At 42.3% G+C, this 26,477-nt stretch carries 25 protein-coding genes; 9 read left to right on the top strand and 16 right to left on the bottom strand.

Annotation, left to right across the window (positions count from 1 at the left end):
* Positions 1-52: 52 nt before the first annotated feature.
* Entirely contained in the window at positions 53-1,990 is a 1,938-nt protein-coding gene (locus G3341_RS01605) for an ABC transporter ATP-binding protein (protein WP_163860556.1), read from the top strand.
* A 128-nt stretch (positions 1,991-2,118) separates the two neighbouring features.
* Here the strand turns inward: G3341_RS01605 and adiA are convergent, their stop codons facing one another.
* Together adiA and G3341_RS01595 are read right to left on the bottom strand one after the other, a co-directional pair.
* The gene (gene adiA / locus G3341_RS01600) at positions 2,119-4,395 is read right to left on the bottom strand and encodes an arginine decarboxylase (protein ID WP_163860555.1); all 2,277 of its coding nucleotides are present in this window, start codon (positions 4,393-4,395) and stop codon (positions 2,119-2,121) included.
* Between the two features lie 118 nt (positions 4,396-4,513).
* Positions 4,514-5,374, bottom strand: a complete 861-nt coding sequence (locus tag G3341_RS01595) for a MurR/RpiR family transcriptional regulator (RefSeq protein WP_154623254.1) — start codon at positions 5,372-5,374, stop codon at positions 4,514-4,516.
* Positions 5,375-5,610: 236 nt separating this feature from the next.
* On the opposite strand from G3341_RS01595, the gene murQ reads away from it, so the two are divergent.
* Both murQ and murP read left to right on the top strand, forming a co-directional pair.
* Positions 5,611-6,522, top strand: a complete 912-nt coding sequence (gene murQ / locus G3341_RS01590) for an N-acetylmuramic acid 6-phosphate etherase (RefSeq protein WP_154623253.1) — start codon at positions 5,611-5,613, stop codon at positions 6,520-6,522.
* Between the two features lie 27 nt (positions 6,523-6,549).
* Positions 6,550-8,022 (top strand): PTS N-acetylmuramic acid transporter subunit IIBC, encoded by a 1,473-nt coding sequence (gene murP / locus G3341_RS01585; RefSeq protein WP_163860554.1) that lies wholly within the window; start codon positions 6,550-6,552, stop codon positions 8,020-8,022.
* 68 nt (positions 8,023-8,090) lie between these two features.
* Here the strand turns inward: murP and G3341_RS01580 are convergent, their stop codons facing one another.
* Positions 8,091-8,696, bottom strand: coding sequence for a LysE family translocator (locus G3341_RS01580; protein ID WP_154623251.1), 606 nt, complete (start codon positions 8,694-8,696; stop codon positions 8,091-8,093).
* 95 nt (positions 8,697-8,791) lie between these two features.
* Here G3341_RS01580 and G3341_RS01575 point away from each other — a divergent pair, with 95 nt between their 5' ends.
* From G3341_RS01575 to G3341_RS01565, 3 genes are read left to right on the top strand one after another with little or no spacing between them, the layout of a single operon-like run.
* Positions 8,792-9,766 carry a hydrolase gene (locus G3341_RS01575; RefSeq protein ID WP_163860553.1) on the top strand — a complete coding sequence of 325 codons (975 nt, stop codon included), beginning with the start codon at positions 8,792-8,794 and terminating at the stop codon, positions 9,764-9,766.
* A gap of 5 nt (positions 9,767-9,771) precedes the next feature.
* Positions 9,772-9,990 carry a YheU family protein gene (locus tag G3341_RS01570; RefSeq protein ID WP_154623249.1) on the top strand — a complete coding sequence of 73 codons (219 nt, stop codon included), beginning with the start codon at positions 9,772-9,774 and terminating at the stop codon, positions 9,988-9,990.
* A 59-nt stretch (positions 9,991-10,049) separates the two neighbouring features.
* Entirely contained in the window at positions 10,050-10,916 is an 867-nt protein-coding gene (locus G3341_RS01565; RefSeq protein ID WP_154635710.1) for a phosphoribulokinase, read from the top strand.
* Between the two features lie 71 nt (positions 10,917-10,987).
* Here G3341_RS01565 and G3341_RS01560 read toward each other — a convergent pair whose 3' ends face one another.
* Entirely contained in the window at positions 10,988-11,392 is a 405-nt protein-coding gene (locus G3341_RS01560; RefSeq protein ID WP_154635684.1) for an OsmC family protein, read from the bottom strand.
* 306 nt (positions 11,393-11,698) lie between these two features.
* On the opposite strand from G3341_RS01560, the gene crp reads away from it, so the two are divergent.
* Complete coding sequence (gene crp / locus G3341_RS01555; RefSeq protein ID WP_004923862.1) at positions 11,699-12,331, top strand: cAMP-activated global transcriptional regulator CRP; 633 nt, start codon at positions 11,699-11,701, stop codon at positions 12,329-12,331.
* 182 nt (positions 12,332-12,513) lie between these two features.
* Positions 12,514-13,608, top strand: a complete 1,095-nt coding sequence (locus G3341_RS01550; RefSeq protein ID WP_244316465.1) for a hypothetical protein — start codon at positions 12,514-12,516, stop codon at positions 13,606-13,608.
* 66 nt (positions 13,609-13,674) lie between these two features.
* Here G3341_RS01550 and G3341_RS01545 read toward each other — a convergent pair whose 3' ends face one another.
* From G3341_RS01545 to ppiA, 12 genes are all read right to left on the bottom strand, one after another.
* Positions 13,675-14,895 (bottom strand): aspartate aminotransferase family protein, encoded by a 1,221-nt coding sequence (locus G3341_RS01545; RefSeq protein ID WP_154622467.1) that lies wholly within the window; start codon positions 14,893-14,895, stop codon positions 13,675-13,677.
* Positions 14,896-15,025: 130 nt separating this feature from the next.
* On the bottom strand, positions 15,026-15,601 hold the full coding sequence (locus tag G3341_RS01540; RefSeq protein WP_154622466.1) for an aminodeoxychorismate synthase component II: 576 nt from the start codon (positions 15,599-15,601) through the stop codon (positions 15,026-15,028).
* Between the two features lie 325 nt (positions 15,602-15,926).
* Positions 15,927-17,075 carry an N-acetylglucosamine-6-phosphate deacetylase gene (nagA, locus tag G3341_RS01535; RefSeq protein ID WP_163860552.1) on the bottom strand — a complete coding sequence of 383 codons (1,149 nt, stop codon included), beginning with the start codon at positions 17,073-17,075 and terminating at the stop codon, positions 15,927-15,929.
* A 44-nt stretch (positions 17,076-17,119) separates the two neighbouring features.
* The gene (locus G3341_RS01530; RefSeq protein ID WP_154622078.1) at positions 17,120-17,974 is read right to left on the bottom strand and encodes a tagatose bisphosphate family class II aldolase; all 855 of its coding nucleotides are present in this window, start codon (positions 17,972-17,974) and stop codon (positions 17,120-17,122) included.
* 9 nt (positions 17,975-17,983) lie between these two features.
* Positions 17,984-18,418: a PTS galactosamine/N-acetylgalactosamine transporter subunit IIA gene (gene agaF, locus G3341_RS01525; RefSeq protein ID WP_163860551.1), complete on the bottom strand. Its 435-nt coding sequence runs from the start codon at positions 18,416-18,418 to the stop codon at positions 17,984-17,986.
* Between the two features lie 11 nt (positions 18,419-18,429).
* The gene (locus tag G3341_RS01520) at positions 18,430-19,323 is read right to left on the bottom strand and encodes a PTS system mannose/fructose/sorbose family transporter subunit IID (RefSeq protein WP_154622088.1); all 894 of its coding nucleotides are present in this window, start codon (positions 19,321-19,323) and stop codon (positions 18,430-18,432) included.
* Positions 19,313-20,095 carry a PTS N-acetylgalactosamine transporter subunit IIC gene (agaW, locus tag G3341_RS01515; RefSeq protein ID WP_154622080.1) on the bottom strand — a complete coding sequence of 261 codons (783 nt, stop codon included), beginning with the start codon at positions 20,093-20,095 and terminating at the stop codon, positions 19,313-19,315. The genes G3341_RS01520 and agaW overlap by 11 nt, the downstream gene beginning before the upstream one ends.
* A gap of 10 nt (positions 20,096-20,105) precedes the next feature.
* Complete coding sequence (agaV, locus tag G3341_RS01510) at positions 20,106-20,588, bottom strand: PTS N-acetylgalactosamine transporter subunit IIB (protein ID WP_154622081.1); 483 nt, start codon at positions 20,586-20,588, stop codon at positions 20,106-20,108.
* Positions 20,589-20,602: 14 nt separating this feature from the next.
* Complete coding sequence (locus G3341_RS01505; protein WP_163860550.1) at positions 20,603-21,757, bottom strand: SIS domain-containing protein; 1,155 nt, start codon at positions 21,755-21,757, stop codon at positions 20,603-20,605.
* A complete protein-coding gene (locus tag G3341_RS01500) occupies positions 21,754-23,049 on the bottom strand; it encodes a D-tagatose-bisphosphate aldolase, class II, non-catalytic subunit (RefSeq protein ID WP_163860549.1) in 1,296 nt (431 codons plus the stop codon). The genes G3341_RS01505 and G3341_RS01500 overlap by 4 nt, the downstream gene beginning before the upstream one ends.
* A gap of 70 nt (positions 23,050-23,119) precedes the next feature.
* Entirely contained in the window at positions 23,120-23,893 is a 774-nt protein-coding gene (agaR, locus tag G3341_RS01495; protein ID WP_154622084.1) for a transcriptional repressor AgaR, read from the bottom strand.
* Positions 23,894-24,403: 510 nt separating this feature from the next.
* The gene (ppiA, locus tag G3341_RS01490; RefSeq protein ID WP_154622085.1) at positions 24,404-24,976 is read right to left on the bottom strand and encodes a peptidylprolyl isomerase A; all 573 of its coding nucleotides are present in this window, start codon (positions 24,974-24,976) and stop codon (positions 24,404-24,406) included.
* A gap of 378 nt (positions 24,977-25,354) precedes the next feature.
* Between ppiA and yihA the strand changes: the two genes are divergently transcribed.
* Positions 25,355-25,966 (top strand): ribosome biogenesis GTP-binding protein YihA/YsxC, encoded by a 612-nt coding sequence (gene yihA, locus G3341_RS01485; protein ID WP_154622086.1) that lies wholly within the window; start codon positions 25,355-25,357, stop codon positions 25,964-25,966.
* Positions 25,967-26,477 lie beyond the last annotated feature (511 nt).

Raw genomic sequence — 26,477 nt, 5'->3', positions numbered from 1 at the left:
CAACTTGAAGTATGACGCGTATAATTTAACATATTTTCAACTGACGGCATCTATGATTGTTTTCTCTTCATTACAAATTCGCCGTGGCGTTCGCGTTTTGCTGGACAATGCCACCGCGACAATCAACCCAGGTCAAAAAGTTGGGTTAGTGGGTAAAAACGGCTGTGGAAAATCAACCCTGCTTGCATTGCTAAAAGGCGAATTACAAGCAGAAGCAGGTTCGGCTACCTTCCCAAATACATGGGCGCTCGCTTGGGTTAACCAAGAAACCCCCGCCCTCGATCAGCCTGCACTTGAGTATGTGATAGATGGTGATCGCGAATTTCGTACTCTCGAACAACAACTGCAATTGGCCAATGAAAAGAATGATGGCCATAAAATAGCCGCCTTACATGGTCAACTTGATGCGATTAATGCATGGAGTATCCGTTCACGCGCTGCAAGTCTGTTACATGGCCTTGGTTTCAATCAACACCAATTACAAGAACCGGTAAAATCATTTTCAGGTGGTTGGCGCATGCGCCTTAACCTTGCGCAAGCATTGCTATGCCGTTCTGATTTATTATTACTGGATGAACCAACGAACCACCTTGATTTAGATGCCGTCATCTGGTTAGAGAAATGGCTGAAAAGCTATCCTGGCACATTAATATTAATTTCTCATGACCGAGATTTCCTCGATCCGATCATTGATAAAGTATTGCATATTGAGCAAGAAAGTATGTTCGAATATACCGGCAACTATTCTTCCTTTGAACGGCAACGCGCCACCAAACTGGCTCAGCAACAATCTTTATATGAAAGTCAGCAAGCTAAAGCCGCCCACCTACAAAGCTATATCGATCGCTTTAGGGCACAGGCAACCAAAGCGAAACAAGCTCAAAGCCGTATTAAAATGTTAGAGCGGATGGAAATGGTGGCACCGGCCCATGTCGACAATCCCTTTCATTTTTCCTTCCGTAAGCCTGAAAGCTTGCCAAATCCATTACTGAAAATGGAAAAAGTCAGTGCCGGTTATGGTGATACCATCATCTTAAAATCGATTAAATTGAATCTGGTTCCCGGTTCGCGTATTGGTTTGTTAGGCCGCAACGGTGCGGGTAAATCGACACTGATTAAACTACTTGCTGGAGACTTACAGCCATTACAAGGCACTGTTTCGTTAGCTAAAGGTATTAAATTAGGTTATTTCGCGCAGCATCAGTTAGAGTATTTGCATGCTGACGAATCCCCTTTGCAACATCTCGCAAGACTGGCACCACAAGAAACCGAGCAGCAATTACGTGATTATTTAGGTGGGTTTGGTTTTAAAGGGGATCAAGTGACTGACCCAAGTGGCCGTTTTTCTGGCGGCGAAAAAGCCCGTTTGGTACTCGCCTTAATTGTTTGGCAACGACCTAATTTGTTACTGCTTGATGAGCCCACGAACCACCTAGATTTAGATATGCGTCAAGCGCTGACAGAAGCATTGATTGATTTCGAAGGGGCCTTGGTTGTGGTATCTCATGATAGGCACTTATTACGTTCCACAACCGATGACTTATATTTAGTGCATGATGGTTTGGTTGAACCTTTTGATGGTGATTTAGAGGATTACCAACAATGGCTAGCCGAACAAAATAAAATGGAGTTACAGCAGGCTCGCGATCAACAAGAAAAAGAACGCCCAGCGAACACAACGACAGTCACTGCGCAAGATAGAAAAGATCAAAAACGCCGCGAAGCCGAGTTTCGCCAGCAGACTCAACCTATTCGTAAAAAGTTGGTGGAGTTGGAAAAGAAAATGGAGAAGCACGCTAGCGCCTTAGCCGAACTGGAAGCGATGCTTTCTGATGCCTCCATCTATGAGCAGGCTCGCAAGAATGAGCTATCAGAATGTTTGAAAAGCCAAACCGAGCAAAAAAATGCGTTAGAAGAGGTGGAAATGGCATGGATGGAACTGCAAGAGCAGCTCGAAGCCATGACCACTGAATTCGAATCCAACGCGTAGCCGATTGATTTATCGCTTCCAAAGAACCGTAGTGGGAACAAATAGGTGTTGAATAAACAGACATTCACCTCGTTGTTCCCTCGGTTCTCTAAAGATAGCGCGTTAATATTCGCGCTCCCCTATTTCACTTATTGCTCTCGTGCTGTCACACACATCACATGATATCGGCCATCAATCACTTCCGTGCCTTCAGTTTCATGCTCAAAACCTGGGAACGCACTATCCCATGCCTGTAAACCTTGTAAATAACGAATATGGGGGCTATTTTCATCACCAAAGTTTTCCCCCGATAAAAGCATTGGGATACCGGGTGGATAAGGAATAATCGAGTTAGCGGCCACTCTACCGACTAATTGATCAACCGGAACCGCTTCAACACGATTCGCCACAATTTCTTGATAAGCATCTCGCGGGCTCATCATCACCTGAGGTAAATGCGAATACGCCTGATTGAGTAATCCGCCTGGGTTATTTTTCTGTAAATAAGCAAACATATTATCCCCTAGGTCACGTAACCCCATTTCACCATAAATTTCAGGGGCAGACTGCACAACCTCAGGGAGCACCTTTTTCAACGCGGTATTACTATCATAGTGACGCTTAAAGGAAAGCAGGGTATTCACTAATGTTCCCCACTTCCCTTTGGTGATCCCCATCGAAAAGAGAAACATGATTTGAAAGTCAGTAGTGCGTGTCGGCACAATGCCATAATGATTGAGCCACGCGGTCACCAGTGCAGCAGGCACCCCTGTATCCAATAAGTTACCATCATCCCCCATCCCAGGAGAGAGAATACTCACTTTAATAGGGTCTAACATGGCCCAATTATCAGGAATATCATTAAAGCCGTGCCATTTATCCTCTGGATGCATGACCCAACAGCTTTGCTCTTTCATGAGTAGTTCAACAGGGGCATCTTCAAAGGCATATCGTTTACCCGTGGCAGGGTCTTTCACCATTTCCTGATTCCAAGGCTTAAAGAACCATTCCCCATCATTGATAAATTCTTTATACAAATAAGCCAAAGACTGCCTAAAATCGATAGATTCACGGATCACCTCATCGGTCAGTGACCGCCCGCTATTACCATCCATCATATCCGCGGCGATATCATTGGATGCACAAATCGCGTATAGCGGTGAGGTGGTTGAGTGCATTAAATAGGCTTGATTGAAACGATTAAAATCAATCGCGTTACGACCATTACGTACGTGAATAAAAGAGGCTTGTGATAAGGCATTCAGTAACTTATGCGTAGAATGCGTGGCAAAAATAGTGGGCTGGTTTTCTGTTCTTTCTTCATCACGCATTGCAAAATGGTCACGATAAATAGGGTTAAAACGCGCATAGCCATACCAAGCTTCGTCAAAATGAATACGGTCTAAAGAGCCGTCCAGCAAGTCTTGTACCTTACGTGCGTTATAACAAACGCCATCATATGTACAATTGGTCACAACACTATAAGCCGGTTTCTGTTTAACTTTCGCCTTCGTAAGCGGGTTATGCGCGATTTTAAATTTAATCGCATCTGGCGTCATTTCTTTGGGATAAATTGGCCCAATAATGCCATAACGATTGCGACTCGGGATCATATAGACGGGTTTCGCCCCCGTTAATATTAATCCTTGCTCAATAGATTTATGACAATTACGGTCAATCACCACGACATCTTCATCCGTCATGCAGGCTTGCATAATTGTTCGGTTAGAGCCGGAGGTGCCCACAACCACAGAATAAGACTGGTCAGCACCAAACACGCGAGCTGCATTCTTTTCACACTCGCCGAATGCCCCTGTATGGTCAAGTAACGATCCGACAGCCACGCGCTCTATTCCGATATCTGTACGGAAAAGATTTTCCCCAAAAAAATCATGATAAATACGCCCTGCTGGCGTTTTGGTAAACCCTACACCGCCTTGGTGACCCGGCGCTGCCCATGAGTATTCATGCACATCGCTGTACTTGATTAGGCTTTTCATTAACGGAGGGAGCAATTGAGAGCGATAGCGTTGAATAGCCGCCAGTACTCGGCCTGCAATGAAGTCGGCTGAATCTTCTAAGATCCAAGCAAATTCATCAACTTGCTCCATCATATTACGATCAAAAGCAACCAGCGCTTCTTCACGATCACTGAGCAAGAAGACGGGAACATCTTCTTGCCTACGATGTAATTGGGTAATTAAGCGATGCGCTTGAACCTGTTCATCACGGTCAGACATATCTCGACCGTACAATAAGCAATCAATACTGGTATTTGAGCGGATATAAGCGAGGCCGTCTTCAAAGTCGCGAATGATGACTGTTTCGACATGTTCATCATTGAGTTCACTGGCAAGTCTTGCTACTGCATGGCTAATGACGGAGTCGTCATCCGTTAGCTCCGTATAAACAATTAATGCCCTCATTAATAATGCCCTTATTATATTGCGTCATATTATTTATTCATTATATTAGTCTTAACTCAAATAAGGGCATTTTGCAAAGAACAAGCAAGTGACTTATTGATAAAAAACAATTTTGCCTTTACTCGTCTAATTTATTGATCATGACTCGCGCATTCATTACCAACATTTTCGCTCGTGCTTCACGTTTTTGGAGCAAAGCCATAAACAGTAGGTCTGTCAGCGTATTTTGAGCCGTTCTCGATGAAATTGATGAGCTACGCCATTCGTTTTCTTCCGCAATACTTTCCAGTACATAATCTGACAATTGTGCTAAAGGAGAAAGCCTACTACGCGTAATTGCCACCACATTAGCGCCTTGTTTACGGGCAATGCTGGCAGCAGTCAGCATATCTTTACGCTTACCTGTAAACGAAATCACGATTTGAGTATCCTGCGGGGTCAAGGTCAGTGCGGCTGCAATTTGCACATGGTGATCCGATTCTACCAAGGTGGTGATACCAATCTTTTGTAATTTGTAACTTAAGTCTTTGGCCGTTAAGCCTGATCCCCCAATACCCACAATCTGTACACGTTGTGATTTATCAATGCTATCCACAATTTTTTCAAACATTTTAAAATCGAGATGACGCGTTGTTTCGGTGATGGAATAGTTTTTTTCCAGAGCCAACTTTTGTGCGACAACCATTAGGTTATCGCTCTGAGTGATACGATTATGCAACGCCACATGGGGGTTCGCTTCATCAAGTTGTTGACGACCAATAATTTCACTGAGTGCTAATTTGAGTGCCGGATATCCCTTCACGCCGACCTTTTGGCTAAATTTAACAATAGCAGATTGACTCACATTCAACGTTTCCGCCAGTTGCTGAGAAGATAAGCTAAGTACGCGCTCGGGTTTTTCGAGGATGTACTGAGCGATCTTACGTTGATTTTCAGCAAGCCTTGGCAGCAAACACGTGATGGTATCCAGTAAAGTCATCCTTATTCCTTATTCATTGCCTATGATTAAAAATAAATTATTCCTCGTAGAAAAATAGCATTACTTAGCATTAATCCCTTAAATTCAATAAGTAACTAATCATCTCTATCTAAATCATACAGAAATATTCTTTCATATTGACAATTCAGAATAGAGAGCACCGTGATCATCATCACATCACTGGAATAAATAATTCCTTAATATCCTTCCATTAACCGAAGTAGGAGTAATTTATTATGACCATTGACTTAAGCAAAATGGTAACGGAAAGTCGTAACGCAGCGAGCACCCATATCGATCAGTTGTCTACTCTTGATATGTTGCAAGTCATCAATAATGAAGATAAGCAAGTACCCTTTGCTGTCGAAAAAGTACTGCCACAAATAGCACAACTTGTCGACAAAGTCGCCCAAGCATTTCTCAATGGCGGTAGATTGATTTATTCAGGTGCAGGCACATCAGGTCGCCTCGGTATTTTGGATGCGAGTGAATGTCCTCCTACCTATGGCACTCCCCATGAACAAGTGATTGGTTTAATCGCTGGCGGTCACCAAGCCATTTTCCGTGCTGTTGAAAATGCGGAAGATAAACCAGAGCTGGGAGAGCAAGATCTGATTAACATCCAATTTAATCACAAAGATGTACTTGTCGGTATTGCCGCTAGTGGCCGTACACCTTATGTACTCGGTGCGCTGGCCTACGCACGCACAGTCGGCGCTGTGACAGCTTCCATTAGCTGTAACCCAAATAGTCCGGTCGCCAATGCAGCCGATATCGCTATTACACCTATTGTCGGACCAGAAGTCGTGACAGGTTCTTCACGCATGAAGGCAGGAACAGCACAGAAATTAGTGCTCAACATGATCACGACGGGTGCAATGATCCGTATTGGTAAAGTCTTCGGCAATTTAATGGTCGATGTTGAAGCAACCAATGCCAAGTTAGTTGAGAGACAAGTCAGAATCGTCATGGAAGCGACTGAATGTGACAGGGAAACCGCAGAATCCGCGTTACAACAATGTCAAAGACACTGCAAAACAGCAATTTTGATGATCTTATCTGGGCTAAATGCACATGAAGCACGTCAATTGCTATCAGACAATAATGGGTTTATTCGTACGGCGCTCAACGTCGCAAAGTCCGTTTAATAAACGGAAACTGATAGGGTAAATGGCATGGCTAAAATCACAAAAGAAATGATGCAGGAGATCCTGCAAAAGGTCGGCGGCAGTGCAAATATTAAGCAAGCGGGAAACTGTATGACTCGCTTGCGTTTAACACTCAACAATGACCAACTTGTCGATAAAACAGCAATTAAACAAATCGCTGGCGTCCTTGGCGTCATCGAAAGTGATGAGCAATTACAAATTGTTCTAGGGCCAGGTAAAGCACAAACTGCTGCTGACCTAATGAATCAAATACTCGAAAGTGGTGAGCAGGTCGTTGACGAAAAAACAGATCCTTCATTAGCAACGAACCTAAGTGCACTTGCCTCATCGAATAAGCAACAGATGAAGCAGAAACAAACAAGTGCAGTGCATCGTTTTTTATCTAAGTTTGCCACCATTTTTACTCCCCTTATTCCTGGGTTTATTGCTGCCGGTCTACTACTCGGTTTCGCAACATTAGCGACTCAAACCTTCTATCCGGAAGGGTTACCTAAAACCCCAGAGCAACAGACATTTGGCGTGCACTTAATTCTTTATATGTCGGTGTTCAGCAAAGGGTTATTTAGCTTTTTAAGTATTTTAATTGGCTATAATGCCCAAAAAGCCTTCGGTGGTAGTGGAGTCAATGGCGCGATTATTGCCGCACTCTTTGTATTGGGTTATGACCCCAATGCAACCACTGGGGTGTTTTCAGGAATGACCAACTTTTTTGGTTGGGATATAGACCCTAGAGGCAGCATTATCGGTGTGTTAATCGCCTGTATTTTTGGTGCATGGGTTGAAAAACAGGTACGTAAAATTATTCCTGCTAACCTTGATATGATTTTAACTTCCACCATTACCTTACTGATTGTTGGTGCGGCGGCTTATGTGGTCATCATGCCATTAGGTAGCTGGTTATTCAGTGGTATGTCATGGCTATTTATGCACCTCAATGGTAATCCATTTGGAACCGCCGTATTAGCAGGTTTATTCTTGATCGCCGTGATGTTTGGGGTACACCAAGGATTTGTTCCCGTCTATTTTGCCTTAGTGGATGCGCAAGGCTTTAACTCATTATTCCCAATTTTGGCCATGGCCGGTGCTGGGCAAGTGGGTGCCGCTCTCGCACTCTATGCAAAAGCGAAAAAAGATTCGGTTTTGCGTAATCAAATTCGCGGTGCCATCATTCCGGGCTTCCTTGGTATTGGAGAACCCCTGATCTATGGCGTCACCTTACCACGCGTGAAGCCTTTCGTGACGGCCTGTTTAGGGGGGGCTGCGGGTGGTTTCTTTATTGGTTTAATTGCTTGGATGGGCTTACCTGTCGGACTGAACACGGTGTTTGGCCCATCAGGTTTAGTTGCCATTCCGCTCATGACCTCTGCCCAAGGTGTGTTTGCAGGTATGTCGGTTTATGTCGGTGGCATTGCCGTCGCTTATGTGTGCGGATTTATTTTCACTTACTTCTTTGGTAGCAAAAATATCGATTTGGATTAAATGATAGGGGGGCCACAATGATTAGGCTCCCCCCTTCATAAGGGCTTTTTGCCGTTTACCGCACATTTTTATTCAAGCCAAATCAAGAGGACGCAAGCTGCCGTTAATAGTCCCATCACTATATTAAAAATAAACCACGCACGACGGCTTCTTAAAAAATGGCCAATGAAGACTCCGCCAGCCATCCAAATTACCCCTGCCACTAAATTAACCATGACCACGGCAATACTCATTATAATAATCGATTGAGTAAACAGTTCTCCGGGGAGACTATAACTACCGACAGCACCGAGCCCCATCATCCAAGCTTTTGGATTTAAAAATTGTAACAACCCACCTTGATACCATTTGATGTTTTTGGCAACGGTACTCTCTGTTTTCAATGGTGAATAGCTGGCTGTTGCGGTTTTCCATGCCAACCACAATAAATATATACTACCAACGATTTTCATGCCGATATGTAATGCGGGATAAAGCAATAAAAGCGCTGCAACACCAAACGCGGAAAGGTAAAGTATAGACTGCATACCCAACATGATCCCCAATAATAAGGGAACACTGCGACGGAAACCATAATTGGCAGTGCTTGATGTTAACAACATGTTGTTAGGACCGGGTGTTATTGCTGCAATAAATAGAAACGTAAAAAGTGAAAAAACTAGTCCTAGACTCATTTATAATCAATCCTAACGATTAAGTGCACTTGCATCACAAAAAAATAACAGTATGTTATGTGCCCCACAAGGGTATTACTAAATTAAATAAGGCTATGTCAGAAAACTTTCGACCAATCAACTGGGCTAAGAATCCACACCTTCAAACATTATTGCCAAGGATCTTTCGACGTACACCGAAAATTAAGCCTATTTGGCAACGACTTGAGTTACCTGACGGTGACTTTATCGACCTTGCTTGGAGTGAAGCCCCTGAGCTGGCACGCGATAAACCGCGTTTAGTGATATTTCATGGCTTAGAAGGTAGTTTTAAAAGCCCTTATGCTCATGGCATGTTAGAAAGCGCCCAGAATCACGGTTGGTTAGGGGTGATCATGCATTTCCGAGGTTGTAGTGGTGAACCGAATCGTCAAAAGCGGATTTATCACTCAGGTGAAACCAGTGATGCGCGGTATTTTTTGCATTGGCTAAAACAGACTTGGGGAAATGTTCCAACCGCTGCTGTTGGCTATTCTCTTGGTGGTAATATGCTTGCTTGCTATTTAGCGGAAAGTGGTGATGAGGCAGACCTTGATGCAGGGGTTGTCGTATCTGCTCCTTTGATGCTAGAACCTTGTTCGATTCGCATGGAAAAGGGGTTTTCCCAATTCTATCAACGTTATTTACTGAATGGATTGAAACGTAATGCCACACGCAAACTGGTGCGTTACCCAGGTTCATTACCCCTAAATTTAGCGCAATTGAAGCAACTAAAACGTATTCGTGAGTTCGATGATGTGATCACGGCTAGGATCCATGGTTTCGAAAATGCGACAGATTATTATCAAAAATGCAGTGCGTTACCAAGGTTACCCCGTATTACCAAACCGACATTAATCATTCATGCCAAAGATGACCCTTTTATGGCACCTGATGTCGTGCCTGATTTAGCACATTTACCCGCGAATATCGAATATCAAATGACTGAACATGGTGGACATGTTGGTTTTGTTAGCGGTTCCTTTAGGAAACCAGAAATGTGGTTAGAAAAACGTATTCCTCAATGGTTAACAGCATATTTAAGTAAATAAACGTCATGATTATTCCTTGGAAAGATTTAGACCCTGACACTTTAGAAAACCTGATCGAAGCTTATGTCTTACGTGAAGGAACAGATTATGGTGAACATGAAAAGTCGTTACAACAAAAGGTAGACGACGTAAAACGGCTGTTAGTTTCAGGAGAAATTGTGCTAGTCTGGTCAGAATTACATGAATCTGTTAATTTTATGCCAAAAAGTCAGTTTCGCCCGTAAACCCGTTTCGCTCATGATTTTAATAAGCATGGACGCAAACGCAGCACAGGGAGTCCATGATGTCAAAAAAGCACCCAATTATTGCAATTACTGGTTCTAGTGGTGCCGGAACCACCTCCACAAGCTTAGCATTTCGTAAAATATTCCATCAGTTAAATATCCAAGCGGCAACATTAGAAGGGGATAGTTTCCACCGTTATACGCGTCCAGAAATGGATATGGCGATTCGCAAAGCAAGAGAACAAGGCCGCCATATCAGCTATTTTGGTCCCGAAGCGAATGATTTTTCATTGTTAGAACAGACCTTATTAGATTACAGCTTACAGGGTGGAGGTCAATCACGTAAATACCTTCATACCTATGATGAAGCTGTACCCTATGGGCTTCAGCCTGGCACATTCACACCGTGGGAACCCTTACCTGCAAATAGTGATGTTTTATTCTATGAAGGCTTGCATGGCGGTGTCGTCACGCCTGAAAACGATGTCGCACAGTACGTCGATTTATTAGTGGGTGTGGTTCCAATCGTTAACCTTGAATGGATCCAAAAATTGATCCGCGATACAACAGAACGGGGGCATTCACGAGAAGCCGTCATGGATTCCGTCGTACGCTCAATGGGTGACTATATTAATTATATTACCCCTCAATTTTCACGTACCCATATTAATTTCCAACGTGTACCGACTGTCGATACATCCAATCCATTTTCCGCTAAAGCGATTCCTTCACAAGATGAAAGTTTCATTGTCATTCGTTTTAGGGGGCTAGAACAGATCGACTTCCCTTATTTATTGTCGATGTTAAATGGTTCTTTTATATCCGCAATGAACACTATCGTTGTACCAGGTGGAAAATTAGGATTAGCGATGGAGTTAATCATGACACCGTTGGTCGAAAAACTCATAAAAAGAAAACATGATTAATAATAAATGATGCTTATTATTATTTAAAATAAGCATCATAAATTAAAAAAATTATATAATTAATAAATAAATTATTGGTTTTTGATTTCAAAACTGTGGGTAACAGTGACGGCTTTTTCTAACATTAATGAGACCGAGCAATATTTTTCAGCAGAAAGCTGAACAGCGCGTTCAACCGTTTTTTCCGTTAAATCCGTTCCCGTTACAATAAAGTGCAAATTAATATGGGTAAAATAACGAGGTGCTTCATCCCTACGCTGTGACGTTAATTTAACTTCACAACCCCTCACGTCATTACGGCCTTTTTGTAAAATAGAAACAACATCAACAGCACTACAACCGCCCGCAGCCATCAAGACCATTTCCATTGGGCTAGGCGCTTTATCACCGGAATTACCGTCCATCATAACTTGATGACCTGAAGCCGATTCGCCTAAAAAAGAGAGCCCTTCAACCCATTTAACTCTTGCTTCCATATTTTATTCCCCTAGGAAAAAGTTTATCTAAAAGATTACATTGTTACATAAACCCTTTCAATCAAATAGGCGCTTTATGATGCTGAATCGATAAAAACAAGACTTTCTGAGTTTAATATGTTACAAACAAAGTTCCACCTGATAGGGTTAAGATCAAAACTCAAGGTTTCAATTGATTATATTATAGTGTTGGTATTAACTTGCTCTATAATGCGAATTAATATGCTAAGCTAGTGACTTTAAAAAACCAGCTATTCTGGTGACGATTAACCGAATGGCTGTATTAACATACAGAGGATAACGCTAATGGTTCTCGGCAAGCCACAAACAGACCCTACTCTTGAATGGTTTTTGTCACACTGCCATATTCATAAATATCCATCCAAGAGCACTCTGATCCATCAGGGTGAAAAAGCAGAAACCCTTTACTATATCGTTAAAGGCTCAGTGGCTGTTTTAATCAAAGATGAAGAAGGCAAAGAAATGATCCTCTCCTATTTAAATCAGGGAGACTTCATTGGTGAACTAGGGTTATTTGAAGAAGGGCAAGAACGTTCAGCTTGGGTCAGAGCAAAAAGTGCCTGCGAAGTCGCTGAAATTTCTTATAAAAAATTTCGTCAGCTTATTCAGGTTAACCCTGATATCCTTATGCGCCTTTCCGCGCAAATGGCAAGCCGCCTACAAACCACATCAGAAAAAGTCGGTAATCTGGCTTTCCTTGATGTCACAGGCCGTATTGCTCAAACGCTACTTAATTTAGCGAAACAACCCGATGCGATGACGCATCCAGATGGAATGCAAATTAAGATCACACGCCAAGAGATTGGCCAAATTGTCGGTTGTTCCCGCGAAACGGTTGGTCGCATCTTAAAAATGCTAGAAGACCAAAACCTTATCTCCGCGCATGGTAAAACTATCGTGGTGTACGGTACTCGATAAACCTATAATTCGTCTGACCTCAATTGCATAATGGCTTTATATCTTTGATATAGAGCCATTTTCCTTCGATATCACCACAAAACCAGCAAATAGCATAAGTATCGTTATTTTATATTATTCATATCCACTAAAAAATAAAATCTAGAATAATTAATATACTATTATTTAAAGGTTTTATTAAAATGAAAACAAGTCAACATCACCCATCCGTAAAATATATCAACCAAACAGTAGCGGCTCATGCAGAGATGCTCAAACGTGGCAATCTGACAACTGAAACAATCGCTGAATCATGTCGTATAAAAAGAAATAATCTAGAAGCAAAGTATAAGTTTCTTAACGAAATACATAGCACTAAGCCAACCTCAATCACCTTATCGACACCCGTAAAATACGATGATAATGCATGTCAGGTACAGCAAACTAAAATCGATGCGGCAATCAATACCGCCAATATTCTCAATAAGAGCCAGCTCCCTTCTTTACCCTCATTATCGTTACCCTTTTCCTATTCATTAAAACCAAGCATGTCAAAAAATACGATTAAAACAAATGAGCGTCATATCTGTGATAACCAATCAACCTCCCCATTAAATGTGAAGAGACCGACGTCTGAATGTCATCTTCAACAAAAACTTGAGCAGTTGAAATCTAAATATCATCACGTGTTAGATAAATTAGAGGCTAATCGCTATTCTGCTGAATCTCTAAAAGATCGCTCAATGCTCTACCTGAAAAAATCAGAACTCAATGCAAGCCTTATTGGTACAAACTATTCAGAACTGGATTTAGTTTGGTATATGGATAAAAAAGAACAAACTCAATCCGAGAAAGACACCATTATTAAACACTTCACTCAACCGAAACCAATTTCATATCAAAAAGGAAGTCGCATTCCTCTCAAAATAGCCACCACGACTAAGGAACTCAATCCACCGAAAAAGGAACAGTCAATTCATCAGACCGCTCATGTCATCTCTTCTCATTCTCAAGGCACTGGACGCGTCATTATAAATGGGCAAGTTAAAAGAGGTCTGACTGGAATAGCATTATCTCCTTGCGTTTCTGAGACTCACAACAAGGCAGATCCCCAACAAATACAAAATAAGGGAAACCGCATTAATCACACAAAAAATATAAGCACGCAAAGTTCTCGTAAAATAAAAAAAACGATTACTCCAAATAATGCTCAAAATGCTCCTGTTATTATTCGAAAAACATTTGCGACATTAGAGGATCAGCAGGCGTCAGTGGAAAGGTTATACAAAAAAAGATAATGATCTAATCTACTCATCAATGGTTAAAAACTCAAAGAGGTTAATACCTCTTTGAGTAAAAGACATTTATTTATTTTTTAATACGTTTTCAATCACTGTTTCTAATTTTTTCATACCACTATTAATTTCTTCCTCAGAAATAATTAATGATGGAGTAAAGCGTAATACATTTGGCCCAGCATTGAGCATCATTAATCCCTCAATGGCACACGCCTGTAAAATCTCTTTCGAACGATGATTGAGTTGGTTTTTCAATTCTGCACCAATTAATAACCCTTTCCCTCTGATCTCAGCAAAAATATCATATTTTTCATTGAGCTTATTCAAGTGGGAAACAAATAGCTCATGTCGCTTGATGACACCATCCAGCACTTTTGGTGTATTGATAATATCAAACGCCGCATTACCGACAGCACAAGCTAACGGATTTCCACCATAAGTCGTACCGTGTGTACCAAGCCCCATTTCTTGCGCTATTTCATGGGTGGTCAGCATCGCACTAATAGGAAAACCGCCACCAAGAGCTTTCGCAGTGGTCAGAATATCGGGCGCCACACCATAATCCATATAAGAGAATAACTTACCAGTACGCCCCATACCACTTTGCACTTCATCAAAGACCAATAGAGCCTTATTATCATCGCATAACTGACGCACGCCTTGTATAAACGCTTGCGTTGCAGCAGTGACGCCCCCTTCCCCTTGTACAGGTTCCAATACGACCGCACATGTATTTTCATCAATGACCGCTTTGACCGCATCAAGGTCATTAAATGGCACATGAATAATATCAGCGGGTTTTGGTCCAAAGCCATCCGCATATTTGGCTTGCCCTCCAACTGATACGGTAAAAAAGGTACGACCATGAAAGGCTTGCTTAAAAGCGATGATCTTCGTTTTATATGGATTGTATTTAGTGATAGCGTAATGACGCGCTAATTTAAATGCGGCTTCATTGGCTTCAGCACCAGAGTTTGCAAAAAAGACACGTTCAGCAAAAGTGGCTTCAATTAGCTTTTGAGCCAATCTTAGCGCAGGCTCATTGGTAAAAATATTACTCACATGCCACAGCTTTTCGCTCTGTTCACGAACTGCATCAACTAAAGCAGGATGGCAATGACCGAGTGCTAACACCGCAATCCCACCAGCAAAGTCGATATACTCTTTACCTTGCTGGTCCCAAACTCGGCTACCTTCCCCACGAACAGGAATGAATTCTGCCGGAGAATAAATAGGTAACATCACCTCATCATAGGTCTGCCGATTTACTGCTTGTTGTTCTTTCATACCCCTCACCTGCTTTTGCTTAGTGCTTAAGTGAAAATATAAGCAATAAATATGAATAAAAAATCACAAAAGAGCAATAGCTAAGCGAGTGATGAAGTGAATTTTATTTTTTTGTTGAAATAAGCAAAATCTAGTATTTTAGGAAATTATTCAGTAGATCATGACCTTGCTCACTCAAAATACTTTCTGGGTGAAACTGAACACCTTCGATTGGTAGGGTTTTATGACGTATTCCCATAATTTCATCCACATCACCGTTATTCAGTGACCATGCGGACACATCAAAAGATGCTGGCAATGTTTCCGCGGCAATGACGAGGGAATGATAACGAGTTACTGTAAGCGGCCTATTTAACCCTTTAAAAACCCCTTGATGATTATGATGAATAGCAGAAGTCTTGCCGTGCATCACTTCTCTTGCTTTCACAACCGTGGCTCCAAAGGCTTGACCGATCGCTTGATGACCAAGGCAAATCCCTAAAATTGGAATTTTACCTGCAAAATATTTAATGGCTTCAAGAGAGATCCCTGCCTCATCAGGCGTGCAAGGTCCTGGTGAGATCACTAGGTGTGTAGGCGCTAATAATTCTATCTCTTCGATAGAAATTTCATCATTACGTTTAACGAGTACTTCTGCGCCTAATTCGCAAAAGTATTGATATAAGTTATAAGTAAATGAATCGTAATTATCAATAAGTAAAAGCATAGTAGCCTATCCGACTGATTTTTATCATTATATATTATATCCCCAGCATAGTTTACTACCATTAGCAATCAGAATACGAGCTAAAAAGCAGTGAAAAATAATAAGGGGCGGGTATCATAACACAGCCGAGGCAGGAAAATAGCCTATTTAAATCAAGTAATCCAATTTATCTAAACCATTTTCCATATAAAAATCATGGGATTATATTTACATACTGATAACAAATTATTCTTAATTAATAAAATAATAATTCTTAACTCTACAAGCATTCATTCGATTAAACGATTTCAGCTTTAGGGTATGACATCACATACCCTAAATCAGTTTATCGCTGAAAAACCAACTTACCCTGCACAAAAGTAGCCTGTATTTCTCCTGCGGTATCACAGAGTGTTAAATTCGCTTGCTTACCAGGCGCGATGGAACCCAAACGGTCAGCAATCCCTAACGCTTTTGCCGGATATAAACTGCCATGTAGCCATGCTTGTGCGAAAGATATATTGCAAGCTTGCTGTAGCGTGCTCACTCCCCGTTCTAAGGTCAAGGTACTCCCCGCGAGACTACCGCTTTCTGTTCGAACGACACCATTTTTCATCTGAACCGTCATTTCACCGAGAGAGTATTCACCATCTGGCATGCCGGCCGCACGCATTGCATCTGTAATCAACAACAAACGTTCCCCACAACAGCGGTAAACCACGTTGATTGCAGCTGGATGCACATGGTGACCATCACAGATTAATTCCACCTGACATTGGTCGTGAGTTAATGCAGCACCAACCATACCCGGCTCACGGTGGTGTAGACCATTCATTCCGTTGTAGCAATGGACAACCCCATCCGCACCTTGATTTAACCCTTGTTGCGTTAATGCATAATCTGCACTTGAATGACCAATCATGACACGCACTCCCTGTGACTTTAACCAAGGTATTAGCTCAAGTGACGTTGGATGCTCAGGGGCTAGCGCCACACATTTTAAACTACCTTCTGCAACCGCTATCCATCGCTGTAATAACGCTTTTTCCGGTTGATGTAATAAATGTTGTGGATGAGCCCCTTTATGTTGTGCCGTAAAAAATGGCCCTTCAAGATAGCTCCCTAAAATTTCGGCACCATCCACACCTTGTTTTTGGCTGTTTTTAACTTGAACCAATGCTCGTTCAATAGCGTTATGATGAGCAGTGACTGTTGTTGCCAAAAACGCACCAACACCTTTTGATGCTAAGAAACGAGAGATATTATTGAGTGATTCATGGGTCGCATCCATCACATCAGCACCCGCGCTTCCGTGAATATGGGTATCAATAAGTGCAGGTAATAATGTGAATGGCGACGGCTGTTCCGCAGACTGCGTATTCGGGATCACACGCTGGATACCCCCATGATCATCCAATATGACTAAAACATTATCCGCCCACCCCGAAGGCAATAATGCCCTACGAACATATATCTGCTTATTTGATTTAATCATCTTACATCCTATCAATGCCTCTTGTATGTATAAGTGAGTGCCACTTACATCATACCGGCACTCCCACAAATCGTAATTTTACTTTCAACAACTTTGCGCATGGCCTCTTTACCCGGTGTGATATATTTGCGAGGGTCGTTAGCATCTGGATGCTCGGCAAAATGCGCTTTGACAGCATCAGCAAAAGCAATTTTTAAATCTGTTGCCACGTTGACTTTACACACACCAAGCGAAATAGCCCGTTTAATCATGTTTTCAGGGATCCCTGAAGCCCCATGTAATACCAGAGGAATATCAACCTGCTGCTTAATCGCTGCTAGGCGCTCAAAATCAAGGTGAGGCTCGCCATGGTACAAACCATGCGCTGACCCTATCGCGACGGCTAAGGAATCAATGCCTGTCCGCGTGATATACTCTTTTGCTGCCATCGGATCAGTATAGAAGCTATCTTTACTGTCGACGACCAAATCATCTTCTTGCCCACCTAATCGTCCTAGCTCAGCTTCAACGCTAACATCATAGTTTTGACAATACTTCACCACTTTCTTGACCGTTTCGATGTTTTGCTCAAAAGCAAAGTGAGAACCATCAATCATCACAGAACGAATGCCTGCTCTGACTTTATGGCAAATATCGTCATACTCTTCATGATGATCAAGATGCAACGCAATAGGTAGACGGTTCACCCGTGCCGCTTCACGACAAATTGAGACCATGTATTCCAAACCCGCATAAGTAAAAGTGCTTGGTGTGCCGGCAAGAATAACGGGGGATGACATCGCTGCTGCCGTTTCAACAACAACTTGAACCGTTTCTAGGTTATGGACATTAAAAGCCGGTACCGCATAACCACGGTATTGTGCTTTTTTCAGCATTTCACGGTTAGAAATTAAATACATATACTCTCCTTAAATGCCATCATCATTCACAACAGCGTCTTTTTCACGTTGTTGCTCATGCCACAAACTGGTTAAACCGCGGTGCCCACATTCCAATGCCATATCTCGAAATTCGGCGACTGACATACCGTCGCGCTCTAGCATCATTTCTGCTGCCATTTGCATATTGGTTCCGGTGATAACTTGATAATTTTCATTTTCTAGCGCCATCAATGACGCCTGCCGAAATGGAGATCCCCCTAATAAGTCAGTGAGAAAAACAACCCCCTCCCCTCGGTCACATTGCTGGCTCGCCTTTTTTAAGGCCTGCTGGAGCGTGTCGGTACACATACCTTCAGGAAAATCGATAGCAACACATTGTTCTTGCGGGCCTATCACCTGTTGTACTGCTTGTAATAGGCCACTCGCAAATCCCCCATGACCTGTAATCACTACACCTAACATTTGCCAACCCCTTATAAGAATCCAACTAATTTACCAAGCACGCCAAATACCACAGTGACACCAATGAGTTTCACGGGTGAAAAGCCCTTTTTCATTAGCCAGTAGACAAGCAATGTAAAACTGAGAGGCAATAAATTTGGCATCAGTTTGTCTAATACGTCTGTTTGTAGCGCCACTTTAGCTTCGCCGGCCGTCATGACTAACGGTGTAGAGAGATGCACATAAGAAGCCACGAGGGCACCGATCACCGTCATCCCAACAATGGAAGCTGCATGAGAAATATTCTTTGTGTGTGCTTTTAGCATGGCTATCGCTTTTGTTCCTGCTCGATAGCCGTAATGAGCCAATCCAAAACGTAACGCAAAATGCACGATGTTAAACATCAGCAGGAAAATGATGGGACCAAATAAACTTCCTTGCAGAGCGAGTGAGGCGCCAATACCGGCACAAATGGGCAATAACGTCAGCCAGAACAGCGCATCCCCAATGCCACCTAACGGCCCCATTAACGCTATTTTCACAGCGCGAATCGTCGAGATTTTTTCTTTACTGCGCTCCATCGCCAGCACTAAACCCGATAAAAATGTCACATCAAACGGGTGCACGTTGATAAATTCCATGTGCATTTTCATCGAATTCGATAAGTCTTCCGGCTTTTTATGAATTTTACGTAGTGCTGGGATCAGCGTATAAAGCCAGCCGCCCGCTTGCATACGTTCATAGTTAAAAGAAGCCTGTAGTAGTAATGAGCGCAGCGCCATAACGTTAATATCACGGTTAGTGAGCCCTGTTGCAGGTTCGCTATCAAGGTAATCATCACGCTCTACCTGACTCGTTGCCATCGCTTGAGCCATTCGCTGCTCCGCTTTTGCTGCCAGAGCTTCATCATTGTCATTAAATGCCATCATTCATCTCCTGAGCAACTTTCGGTGAGCTGCCGTTATCATTGTTGTCATTGCGAGTACGGTTGAAGAAATCAATCAGTGCGATTGCGAATGCCCCCAGCGCGACCGCGATAATAGGCATGTTTAAGAACGTCACTGAAATAAAACCAAGAATAAAATAGGCAACATAGGTCTTTTTCATCATGATTTTCATCAGTAATGAGAAACCAATCGCTGGCATCATTCCACCGGCTACGGCTAACCCATCCAAAAGCCATTGCGGCGCTTTTTGTACCATGGCACTTGCGGCATCAGCACCAAAGTAAATGGGTAAGAAAGCAACAATAAAGTAGAAAGAAAATAGAATAAGGATCCCAAAATAGTTCACCATCTCAATACCGCGCCAATTGAGCTTTTTCACCATTTCGTCGCATTTATGCATCATAGGCGAATAAAGTGTGAACAACAGTGTGATACAACCTTGTACGGCGATAGAAAATGGAACCGCAATACCGATAGCAACTTTAGGATCAGCCTGTGTCATGATGGCAAATGTTGTTCCAATAATGCCGCCAATAACGACGTTAGGTGGTTGAGCCCCAGCAAGTGGCACCATTCCCATCCAAACCAATTCCAATGTTCCGCCGACTAATAATCCAGTTTGAACATCTCCTAAAATCAATCCAACAATGGGGCCAATCACCACGGGTCGATGAAAGTGCGTCAAGCCATTAAATAAATCGACCCCAGCAATCCCCGCAATTAAAGCGATAAGTAGTGCGTCAGCCAGCATACTGACCTCCTTAGCTAATTAGCTTAGAGACGGCTTCACCCGCCTCATCCGGTACACGACGAATTTCACAAGTGATCCCTAATTTTTCTAATTCGCGAAAGGCATGAATATCGCTATCATCCACAGAGACCGTTTTATGAATTTGTTTTTTACCTTCAATGAAATGCATATTGCCAACATTGACAAATTTGATAGGAACACCGCCCTGAACTAGGGTGAGTACATCTTGAGGAGTTTTACAAACGATGAAAATCTTTTGACGGTCTGCGGCCTTATGGATCACATCTATGGTTTTTTGCAGGGTAAAATAACGGGTTTGCACACCATCAGAAACCACCATGTCCATTAAAGATTGGGCGACAGGATCGACAGCGGCTTCATCATTTGCAACAACCACCAAATTGGCGCCAAGCGAATTCGTCCATGTCACACCAACTTGGCCATGAATCAAACGATTATCGATACGAGTCATCAATATATTTGGGGTAGACATACTCACTCCTATTATTATTTTGTTGATTTGTATGGGTATAGCTGAACACCTTTAACAACACGATTCACTTCACCATTCGGGCAAGGGTTATCTGGTGATAAACCATGATGAAGAGAGGCTTCAAATGCCAAAAGTTGCAAAAAGACAAGGTAAGGAAATATCAACCAAATATCATTCAGTTGGCTATCAAGCTCGACGGCCTGTACTAAAGGCTGACTGCTCAGTGCCACAATATTCTTTGCTCGTTGGTCATGTTTCAGCTCATTTAGCAAATCTATATCATAGCGGCGGCAATACTCTTCAGCCGATAACATCACTATTACCAATGTTTCTTTATCAATCATAAATTTAGGACCATGGCGTACCCCCAATGTTGAGTCAAAGCGTGTTGCCACTTTCCCTGACGTTAGCTCTAACATTTTCAACGCCCCTTCTTCGGCTATGCCCGTAAAGCAACTTGAGCCAAGCACAACCAGACGACTAAAACTATCCTCTGTTATGCTTTGAATCATCGGTAACCATTGTGAAAGGCCTGTTTCTGCCAATGTGGCAATCTCTTCAACATGGTTAAGTGATTGTGTGAAGTCTTGAACACCAAAGAGTAATAAGGTTGCTAATGTCATACAGCTAAAGCTTGAGGTCATGGCAAAACTGCTGTCATGAGAGCCATCCGGCATGATTAAAGAACAAACATGCTTTTTCCCTTCTGCATAACGTGCTAGCGCGCCGTCGGGATTACAGGTCAACATCAAGTGATAGACATCGTCGAGTAGCTCATCGGCCAGTTCGATGACCCCCACACTTTCAGGGCTATTACCTGAACGCGCATAAGAAACTAATAATGTCGGCTTATGTTTATCAAGGTAGTGCCAAGGGGTTGGGACGATATCGGTAGAGGCATATGCATGTACGTCTAACCCACAGTATTCGCGTAGCCAAGGTGCCATTGCTTTCCCTGCAAAAGCCGATGATCCTGCACCGCATAACACAATTTGTAAGTCTGGCTTGGCGAATAATTTGGCCAAAAAAGGCTGCCATTGTGCTGATTTTGCTGTCAACTCTCGATACAGTTCACGCCACAGTCGAGGCTGGTGTGTAATTTCTTGCGCGGTAAACAGAGCGCCATGCTGTTCTAACCAAGATGGTGAATATGACAATATGGTTTTCATGCCATCACTCCTTGTGATTGAGACTCACACGCCTGTGCATATTGAAGGAGCACCCCTCGAACTTTATCCATAACCCAAGCTTTTGGGTCATTCTCTAAATCGCCGACTTTAACGGCTTCTGCCTGTTCAGGTAGGTATTGGCTTAACATTGAAATAGGAACGGGATTGCGCCTTAAATTGTCTAATAATTTAGCGACCGCGGTTTCCACTTCAGGTTCTGCCCAGTAATAACGAATACGGTCACTTAGGCTATATTGTCTGTCGATGTACTGCTGGTGAGCACTACCTTTGTAATAAGGGCGCCAACGCTCTGGCTGCTCATTCATAATTTGTTCGAGAGTGGCGTGTAAATGAGCGGCATCACGTTCACCATTCCATTCACGATCTAATTTATCGAGTGCAAATAATCCTTCACGTAGAGCAAACGTTAATGCCGGTCCGACTTTTAAGATTGCAAAGTGATCACGTACTAACTGACGATAAGCCTTTAATGCTTGGTAATCGGTAGAGTGGGCTTCATAAACGATATGAGGAACTGATTCGATAAATTGGCTAAGTGCCTTCGCTTTTTCGGGGTGATAATGTTCAACATTGTGATGGTCAAATTCGACGCCAGGTTGTACAACCAATGCAATCACTCGCGGCCACACATGAGCTAACCCATGCTCTTGCCACTTATTTTCATGGATAGACAATGTCGCTTTAGCCGCTTCAGGCGATGTCACCTGCAAGCCATCCATCGATTCTTTAGCACCGCCCGGTACAGGAACCTCTGTGCCAATAACATAAACAGGCGCTTCACCACCATGATCTTGCCAGCTACGTTCCGCCACTTGGCATAGTCTTGCCGCACGAGAAGCGACCACTTCATCACTCAAAGGGATGGGATCATCCGCACAAGACATTGAGCAATCAAGGTGAATTTTACGAAAACCTGCCGCAACATAATCATAAATTAGCGTTTCTGAAAGTTGCATCGCCTCATCAGCACACCGATTTTGCCATGCATTTGGACCTAAATGATCGCCACCTAACCATACTCTCTCACGCGGGAACGCTAATTGATCCGCAATGTGCCAAACCATTTCACGAAAATCGCTAGGCAACATGCCAGTATAGCCACCAAACTGGTTAACTTGATTAGACGTTGCTTCAATTAATACGGAAGTATTTCGCTGTTGAGCAAAACGAATCGCACTTTCTAATACCCATGGATGTGCGGAACAGACAGAGTAAACCCCAACGTCCTCGCCCGATTTATGGCGATGGATCAGCTGTAATAGCGGCTGCATAATTTCTCCAAATAACTCAGATATGATTAAAAACGTTGCGTTTTTAATTAAGAATTAAAATAGATATGCCTTATTCATCAACAACAATGACTTCTACACCAAATGCCGTCAAAGCTTGGCGATAATGAAGTGGGATGCGGCTATCAGTAATAAGACGATGGATCAGTCTAGCTTCGCGTATTAAACAAAAACTCTTACGTCCAAATTTAGTCCCATCTGCCACGGCAATAATTTGATGAGCAACATCACACATCACACGGTTTAGATGTGCTTCTCCGCTATTCGGCGTTGTGATCCCTGCTTCAAGATCAAAGCCATCCACGCCAAGAAACAAAGTATCAAAACGATATTGCGATAACTGCTGTTCAGCAGCTGGCCCATAAAGAGAATAAGAATTTTTGCGCACGTGTCCGCCAAGAACCATAACATCTACGCTGTCGAAACCGGCCAGTTCGTATGCGATATTGAGAGCATTAGTCATCACGACTAAATCACGGTGCTGTTTTAGAAAAGGAACAATTTCGGCTGTGGTTGAACCTGAATCAATGATGAGAGAATCCCCATCATGAACAAACTCCGCCGCTTTTTTAGCGATACGAGTTTTAATTTCACGGTCCATGCGCCCCTTGACCTGTAACGGTCTATCGAAAGCAAATTTATGATTGACCATTGCTCCACCATAAGAGCGCAAGGCACACCCTTTTTTTTCCAGATAACGTAAATCATTACGAATAGTGACGCTAGAAACATTAAATTGTTTGCTTAACGCATCGACACGTACACTCCCTTCTTGGCACAACATATCCATGATGCATTCACGCCTTTTTACGGTATCTGTACTCATGCATATCACTCCTAAAAAACAGTACCTTGTTATCACGATTGACCATGCTAACAACATAGATGAATTACAGCAGAGTGAGCTAATCGAAAATGTGATCCTTGTTAAAGTTCATTTTTAGAACAAAAAACCACTAAAAACCTTTCGTTTCCATTCAAATCGAAAGACTGACCTTTCAATTGATTAATTTACTTTTCAACGAAAATGCCTAATAGAGGCCAATATTTAGGTTAGTGAATGTATTAACAACGAAACGCCCCGAAAGAACGTCAAACAAACCGTTTTCAAATCACGCAGTGATTAAGGTCACAAAATTGAATTTAGTTGCAATAGCTGGCGGGCTGATAAGCAGAAAAACATGGCGAAGGGAAAGGGAGAAAAACAATCAATCCTCATGGATTGGCAATGTCTCTGTGAATACATCACTCAATCAATGTCACGCATCGTAATCTCATTTGATATATTGGAAAGAATATAAGTGGGTAAATACTCACGACCTACCCACCCTATCCATTATGGCTTTTTGATCACTTCAGCAGAAATGATAGAGATTGGCTCAACGGGCACATTTTGGTATGGGCCAACGTTTTCGGTTTTTACTTTAGAAATTTTATCAACCACATCCATTCCTTTGACAACCTTACCAAAAACGGCATAACCAAAGTCACGCTGGCCATGGTCTAAGAAGGCATTATCAGCAACGTTGATAAAAAACTGGCTGGTCGCACTGTCTTTATTCGCTGTACGAGCCATCGAAATCGTTCCACGCAAATTACGTAGACCGTTGTCTGCTTCATTTTTAATGGGGCCACGAGTCTGCTTTTGCTGAAGATCTTTGTTAAAACCGCCGCCTTGAATCATAAAACCAGGAATAACACGGTGGAACGTGGTCCCGTTGTAATAACCTTCATTCACATATTGAAGGAAGTTTTCAGTGGTTACGGGTGCTTTTTTATCATTTAGTTCTAATTCAATGTTTCCCGCGGAAGTCACTAATTTGACATAGGTTTCACCCGCAGCTAATGCCAGAGAAGACGCGCTGATAGCACAGACCGCGAGTAAAGGCACAAAAATTCGTTTTAACATTCAAGATCCCTTTCGCTATAGCTTAATGACTTAATTATACTCTAAATAATTCAAGGTACAGCTAATACACCAAAAAATTGATGGCTAGACGTATAAGTGTGAGCCTGAAAGCATCATCAGCAATGCTGTAAACTTGGACTATGATGAGTGTAATTCACCAATTCTAGAGCGAAGCTAAATATATTGCTAAAGATTTACCTTTATTTACGTCAGATAATCTACAAACTCTCGACAATGGTTAAATTACTACAAATATGAGATAAAAATAGCAAATTTAAACGCATATCATCAATTGTATAGATTAATTTTGGCTTTGTTTGTCAGCCTTCAATAGCTATAATCCCTCAGCCTCAAAGGTCAACTCAGGGAGAACCACCTATGACAATCAAAAACCATAACTATCACATGACAAAATTTGTCATCAGTGCGCCCGATATCCGTCATCTACCAAAAGATACCGGTATCGAAGTTGCCTTTGCTGGCCGTTCCAATGCAGGAAAATCTAGCGCATTGAACGCGCTGACACAGCAAAAAAGCTTAGCCCGTACCAGTAAAACACCGGGACGCACTCAATTAATCAATCTATTTGAAGTCGAAGAAGGCATTCGTCTTGTTGACTTACCGGGCTACGGTTATGCCGAAGTGCCTGAAGAGATGAAACGCAAGTGGCAAAAAGCACTCGGCGAATATCTGCAAAAAAGAGAATGTATTAAAGGCTTGGTGGTATTGATGGACATTCGCCACCCCCTGAAAGACCTAGATATGCAAATGATTGAGTGGTCTATCGCGATGGAAATTCCTGTTTTAGTGCTCCTCACGAAAGCTGATAAACTCGCGTCTGGTGCACGGAAAAAACAATTAATGGAAGTTCGTCAAACATTACAACCATTAGGGGGTGATGTGGAAGTCGAATATTTTTCCGCACTGAAAAAGATTGGTATTGATAAATTACGTATCAAACTCGATAGCTGGTACAGCACGCCCGTTTAATCCATTTCCATCCTTGTGCGTCAATCGGCGCACAACGGCAAATATCATCAATTAGCTCAAATTTTGAATAAAAAAATGCTCCAGTCAAAATATTGACTGGAGCAGCTAATATTCAGCTAAATCCGATTACGTGAAGTAAAAGGTCTGAAAGATAGAACATCTTACCTCTGTACCCTACGCCGTATACTCTACTTGATTTTTTGCGCAAAAAAAAGCTTTTATGTAATTTTTTTTCAATGCTTACTACGATTCAGCGAATATAAAACCGCAATATGCGTTAAAAAACGTATTTTTATTACATATTTATGAGAGATAGGTCGCATTAATATGTAATGTAAATTTTTATTCCACTCAGCTAAAACACGTAGTTTTGCACAAATAACACACAAAAAAGGGGGTTCTCCGCCAAATAAAAACAGCAGGAAAAACCCAAAAAGATAAAGGATGTTTTATGGCATGACACTTTCAAATTGCGCAAAAGAAAACAGAGCAAACATCATCGGTGTCGAGC

The sequence above is a fragment of the Providencia vermicola genome (assembly GCF_010748935.1).
Lineage (GTDB): Bacteria > Pseudomonadota > Gammaproteobacteria > Enterobacterales > Enterobacteriaceae > Providencia > Providencia zhejiangensis.
The sequence above is the reverse complement of the archived record's forward strand: the minus strand, read 5'-3'. Positions and strand labels throughout refer to the sequence as shown.

Excerpts from the sequence above, each read along its gene's own strand:
- G3341_RS01565 (WP_154635710.1), top strand. The coding sequence starts at position 10,050 with ATGTCAAAAAAGCACCCAATTATTGCAATTACTGGTTCTAGTGGTGCC.
- G3341_RS01530 (WP_154622078.1), bottom strand. The coding sequence starts at position 17,974 with ATGTATTTAATTTCTAACCGTGAAATGCTGAAAAAAGCACAATACCGT.
- G3341_RS01540 (WP_154622466.1), bottom strand. The coding sequence starts at position 15,601 with ATGCTTTTACTTATTGATAATTACGATTCATTTACTTATAACTTATAT.
- ppiA (WP_154622085.1), bottom strand. The coding sequence starts at position 24,976 with ATGTTAAAACGAATTTTTGTGCCTTTACTCGCGGTCTGTGCTATCAGC.
- agaW (WP_154622080.1), bottom strand. The coding sequence starts at position 20,095 with ATGCTGGCTGACGCACTACTTATCGCTTTAATTGCGGGGATTGCTGGG.
- agaR (WP_154622084.1), bottom strand. The coding sequence starts at position 23,893 with ATGAGTACAGATACCGTAAAAAGGCGTGAATGCATCATGGATATGTTG.
- G3341_RS01560 (WP_154635684.1), bottom strand. The coding sequence starts at position 11,392 with ATGGAAGCAAGAGTTAAATGGGTTGAAGGGCTCTCTTTTTTAGGCGAA.
- G3341_RS01595 (WP_154623254.1), bottom strand. The coding sequence starts at position 5,374 with ATGACTTTACTGGATACCATCACGTGTTTGCTGCCAAGGCTTGCTGAA.
- murP (WP_163860554.1), top strand. The coding sequence starts at position 6,550 with ATGGCTAAAATCACAAAAGAAATGATGCAGGAGATCCTGCAAAAGGTC.
- G3341_RS01580 (WP_154623251.1), bottom strand. The coding sequence starts at position 8,696 with ATGAGTCTAGGACTAGTTTTTTCACTTTTTACGTTTCTATTTATTGCA.
- adiA (WP_163860555.1), bottom strand. The coding sequence starts at position 4,395 with ATGAGGGCATTAATTGTTTATACGGAGCTAACGGATGACGACTCCGTC.
- crp (WP_004923862.1), top strand. The coding sequence starts at position 11,699 with ATGGTTCTCGGCAAGCCACAAACAGACCCTACTCTTGAATGGTTTTTG.
- G3341_RS01505 (WP_163860550.1), bottom strand. The coding sequence starts at position 21,757 with ATGAAAACCATATTGTCATATTCACCATCTTGGTTAGAACAGCATGGC.
- G3341_RS01500 (WP_163860549.1), bottom strand. The coding sequence starts at position 23,049 with ATGCAGCCGCTATTACAGCTGATCCATCGCCATAAATCGGGCGAGGAC.
- G3341_RS01550 (WP_244316465.1), top strand. The coding sequence starts at position 12,514 with ATGAAAACAAGTCAACATCACCCATCCGTAAAATATATCAACCAAACA.
- yihA (WP_154622086.1), top strand. The coding sequence starts at position 25,355 with ATGACAATCAAAAACCATAACTATCACATGACAAAATTTGTCATCAGT.
- agaV (WP_154622081.1), bottom strand. The coding sequence starts at position 20,588 with ATGTCTACCCCAAATATATTGATGACTCGTATCGATAATCGTTTGATT.
- G3341_RS01570 (WP_154623249.1), top strand. The coding sequence starts at position 9,772 with ATGATTATTCCTTGGAAAGATTTAGACCCTGACACTTTAGAAAACCTG.
- G3341_RS01545 (WP_154622467.1), bottom strand. The coding sequence starts at position 14,895 with ATGAAAGAACAACAAGCAGTAAATCGGCAGACCTATGATGAGGTGATG.
- murQ (WP_154623253.1), top strand. The coding sequence starts at position 5,611 with ATGACCATTGACTTAAGCAAAATGGTAACGGAAAGTCGTAACGCAGCG.
- nagA (WP_163860552.1), bottom strand. The coding sequence starts at position 17,075 with ATGATTAAATCAAATAAGCAGATATATGTTCGTAGGGCATTATTGCCT.
- agaF (WP_163860551.1), bottom strand. The coding sequence starts at position 18,418 with ATGTTAGGTGTAGTGATTACAGGTCATGGGGGATTTGCGAGTGGCCTA.
- G3341_RS01575 (WP_163860553.1), top strand. The coding sequence starts at position 8,792 with ATGTCAGAAAACTTTCGACCAATCAACTGGGCTAAGAATCCACACCTT.
- G3341_RS01520 (WP_154622088.1), bottom strand. The coding sequence starts at position 19,323 with ATGGCATTTAATGACAATGATGAAGCTCTGGCAGCAAAAGCGGAGCAG.
- G3341_RS01605 (WP_163860556.1), top strand. The coding sequence starts at position 53 with ATGATTGTTTTCTCTTCATTACAAATTCGCCGTGGCGTTCGCGTTTTG.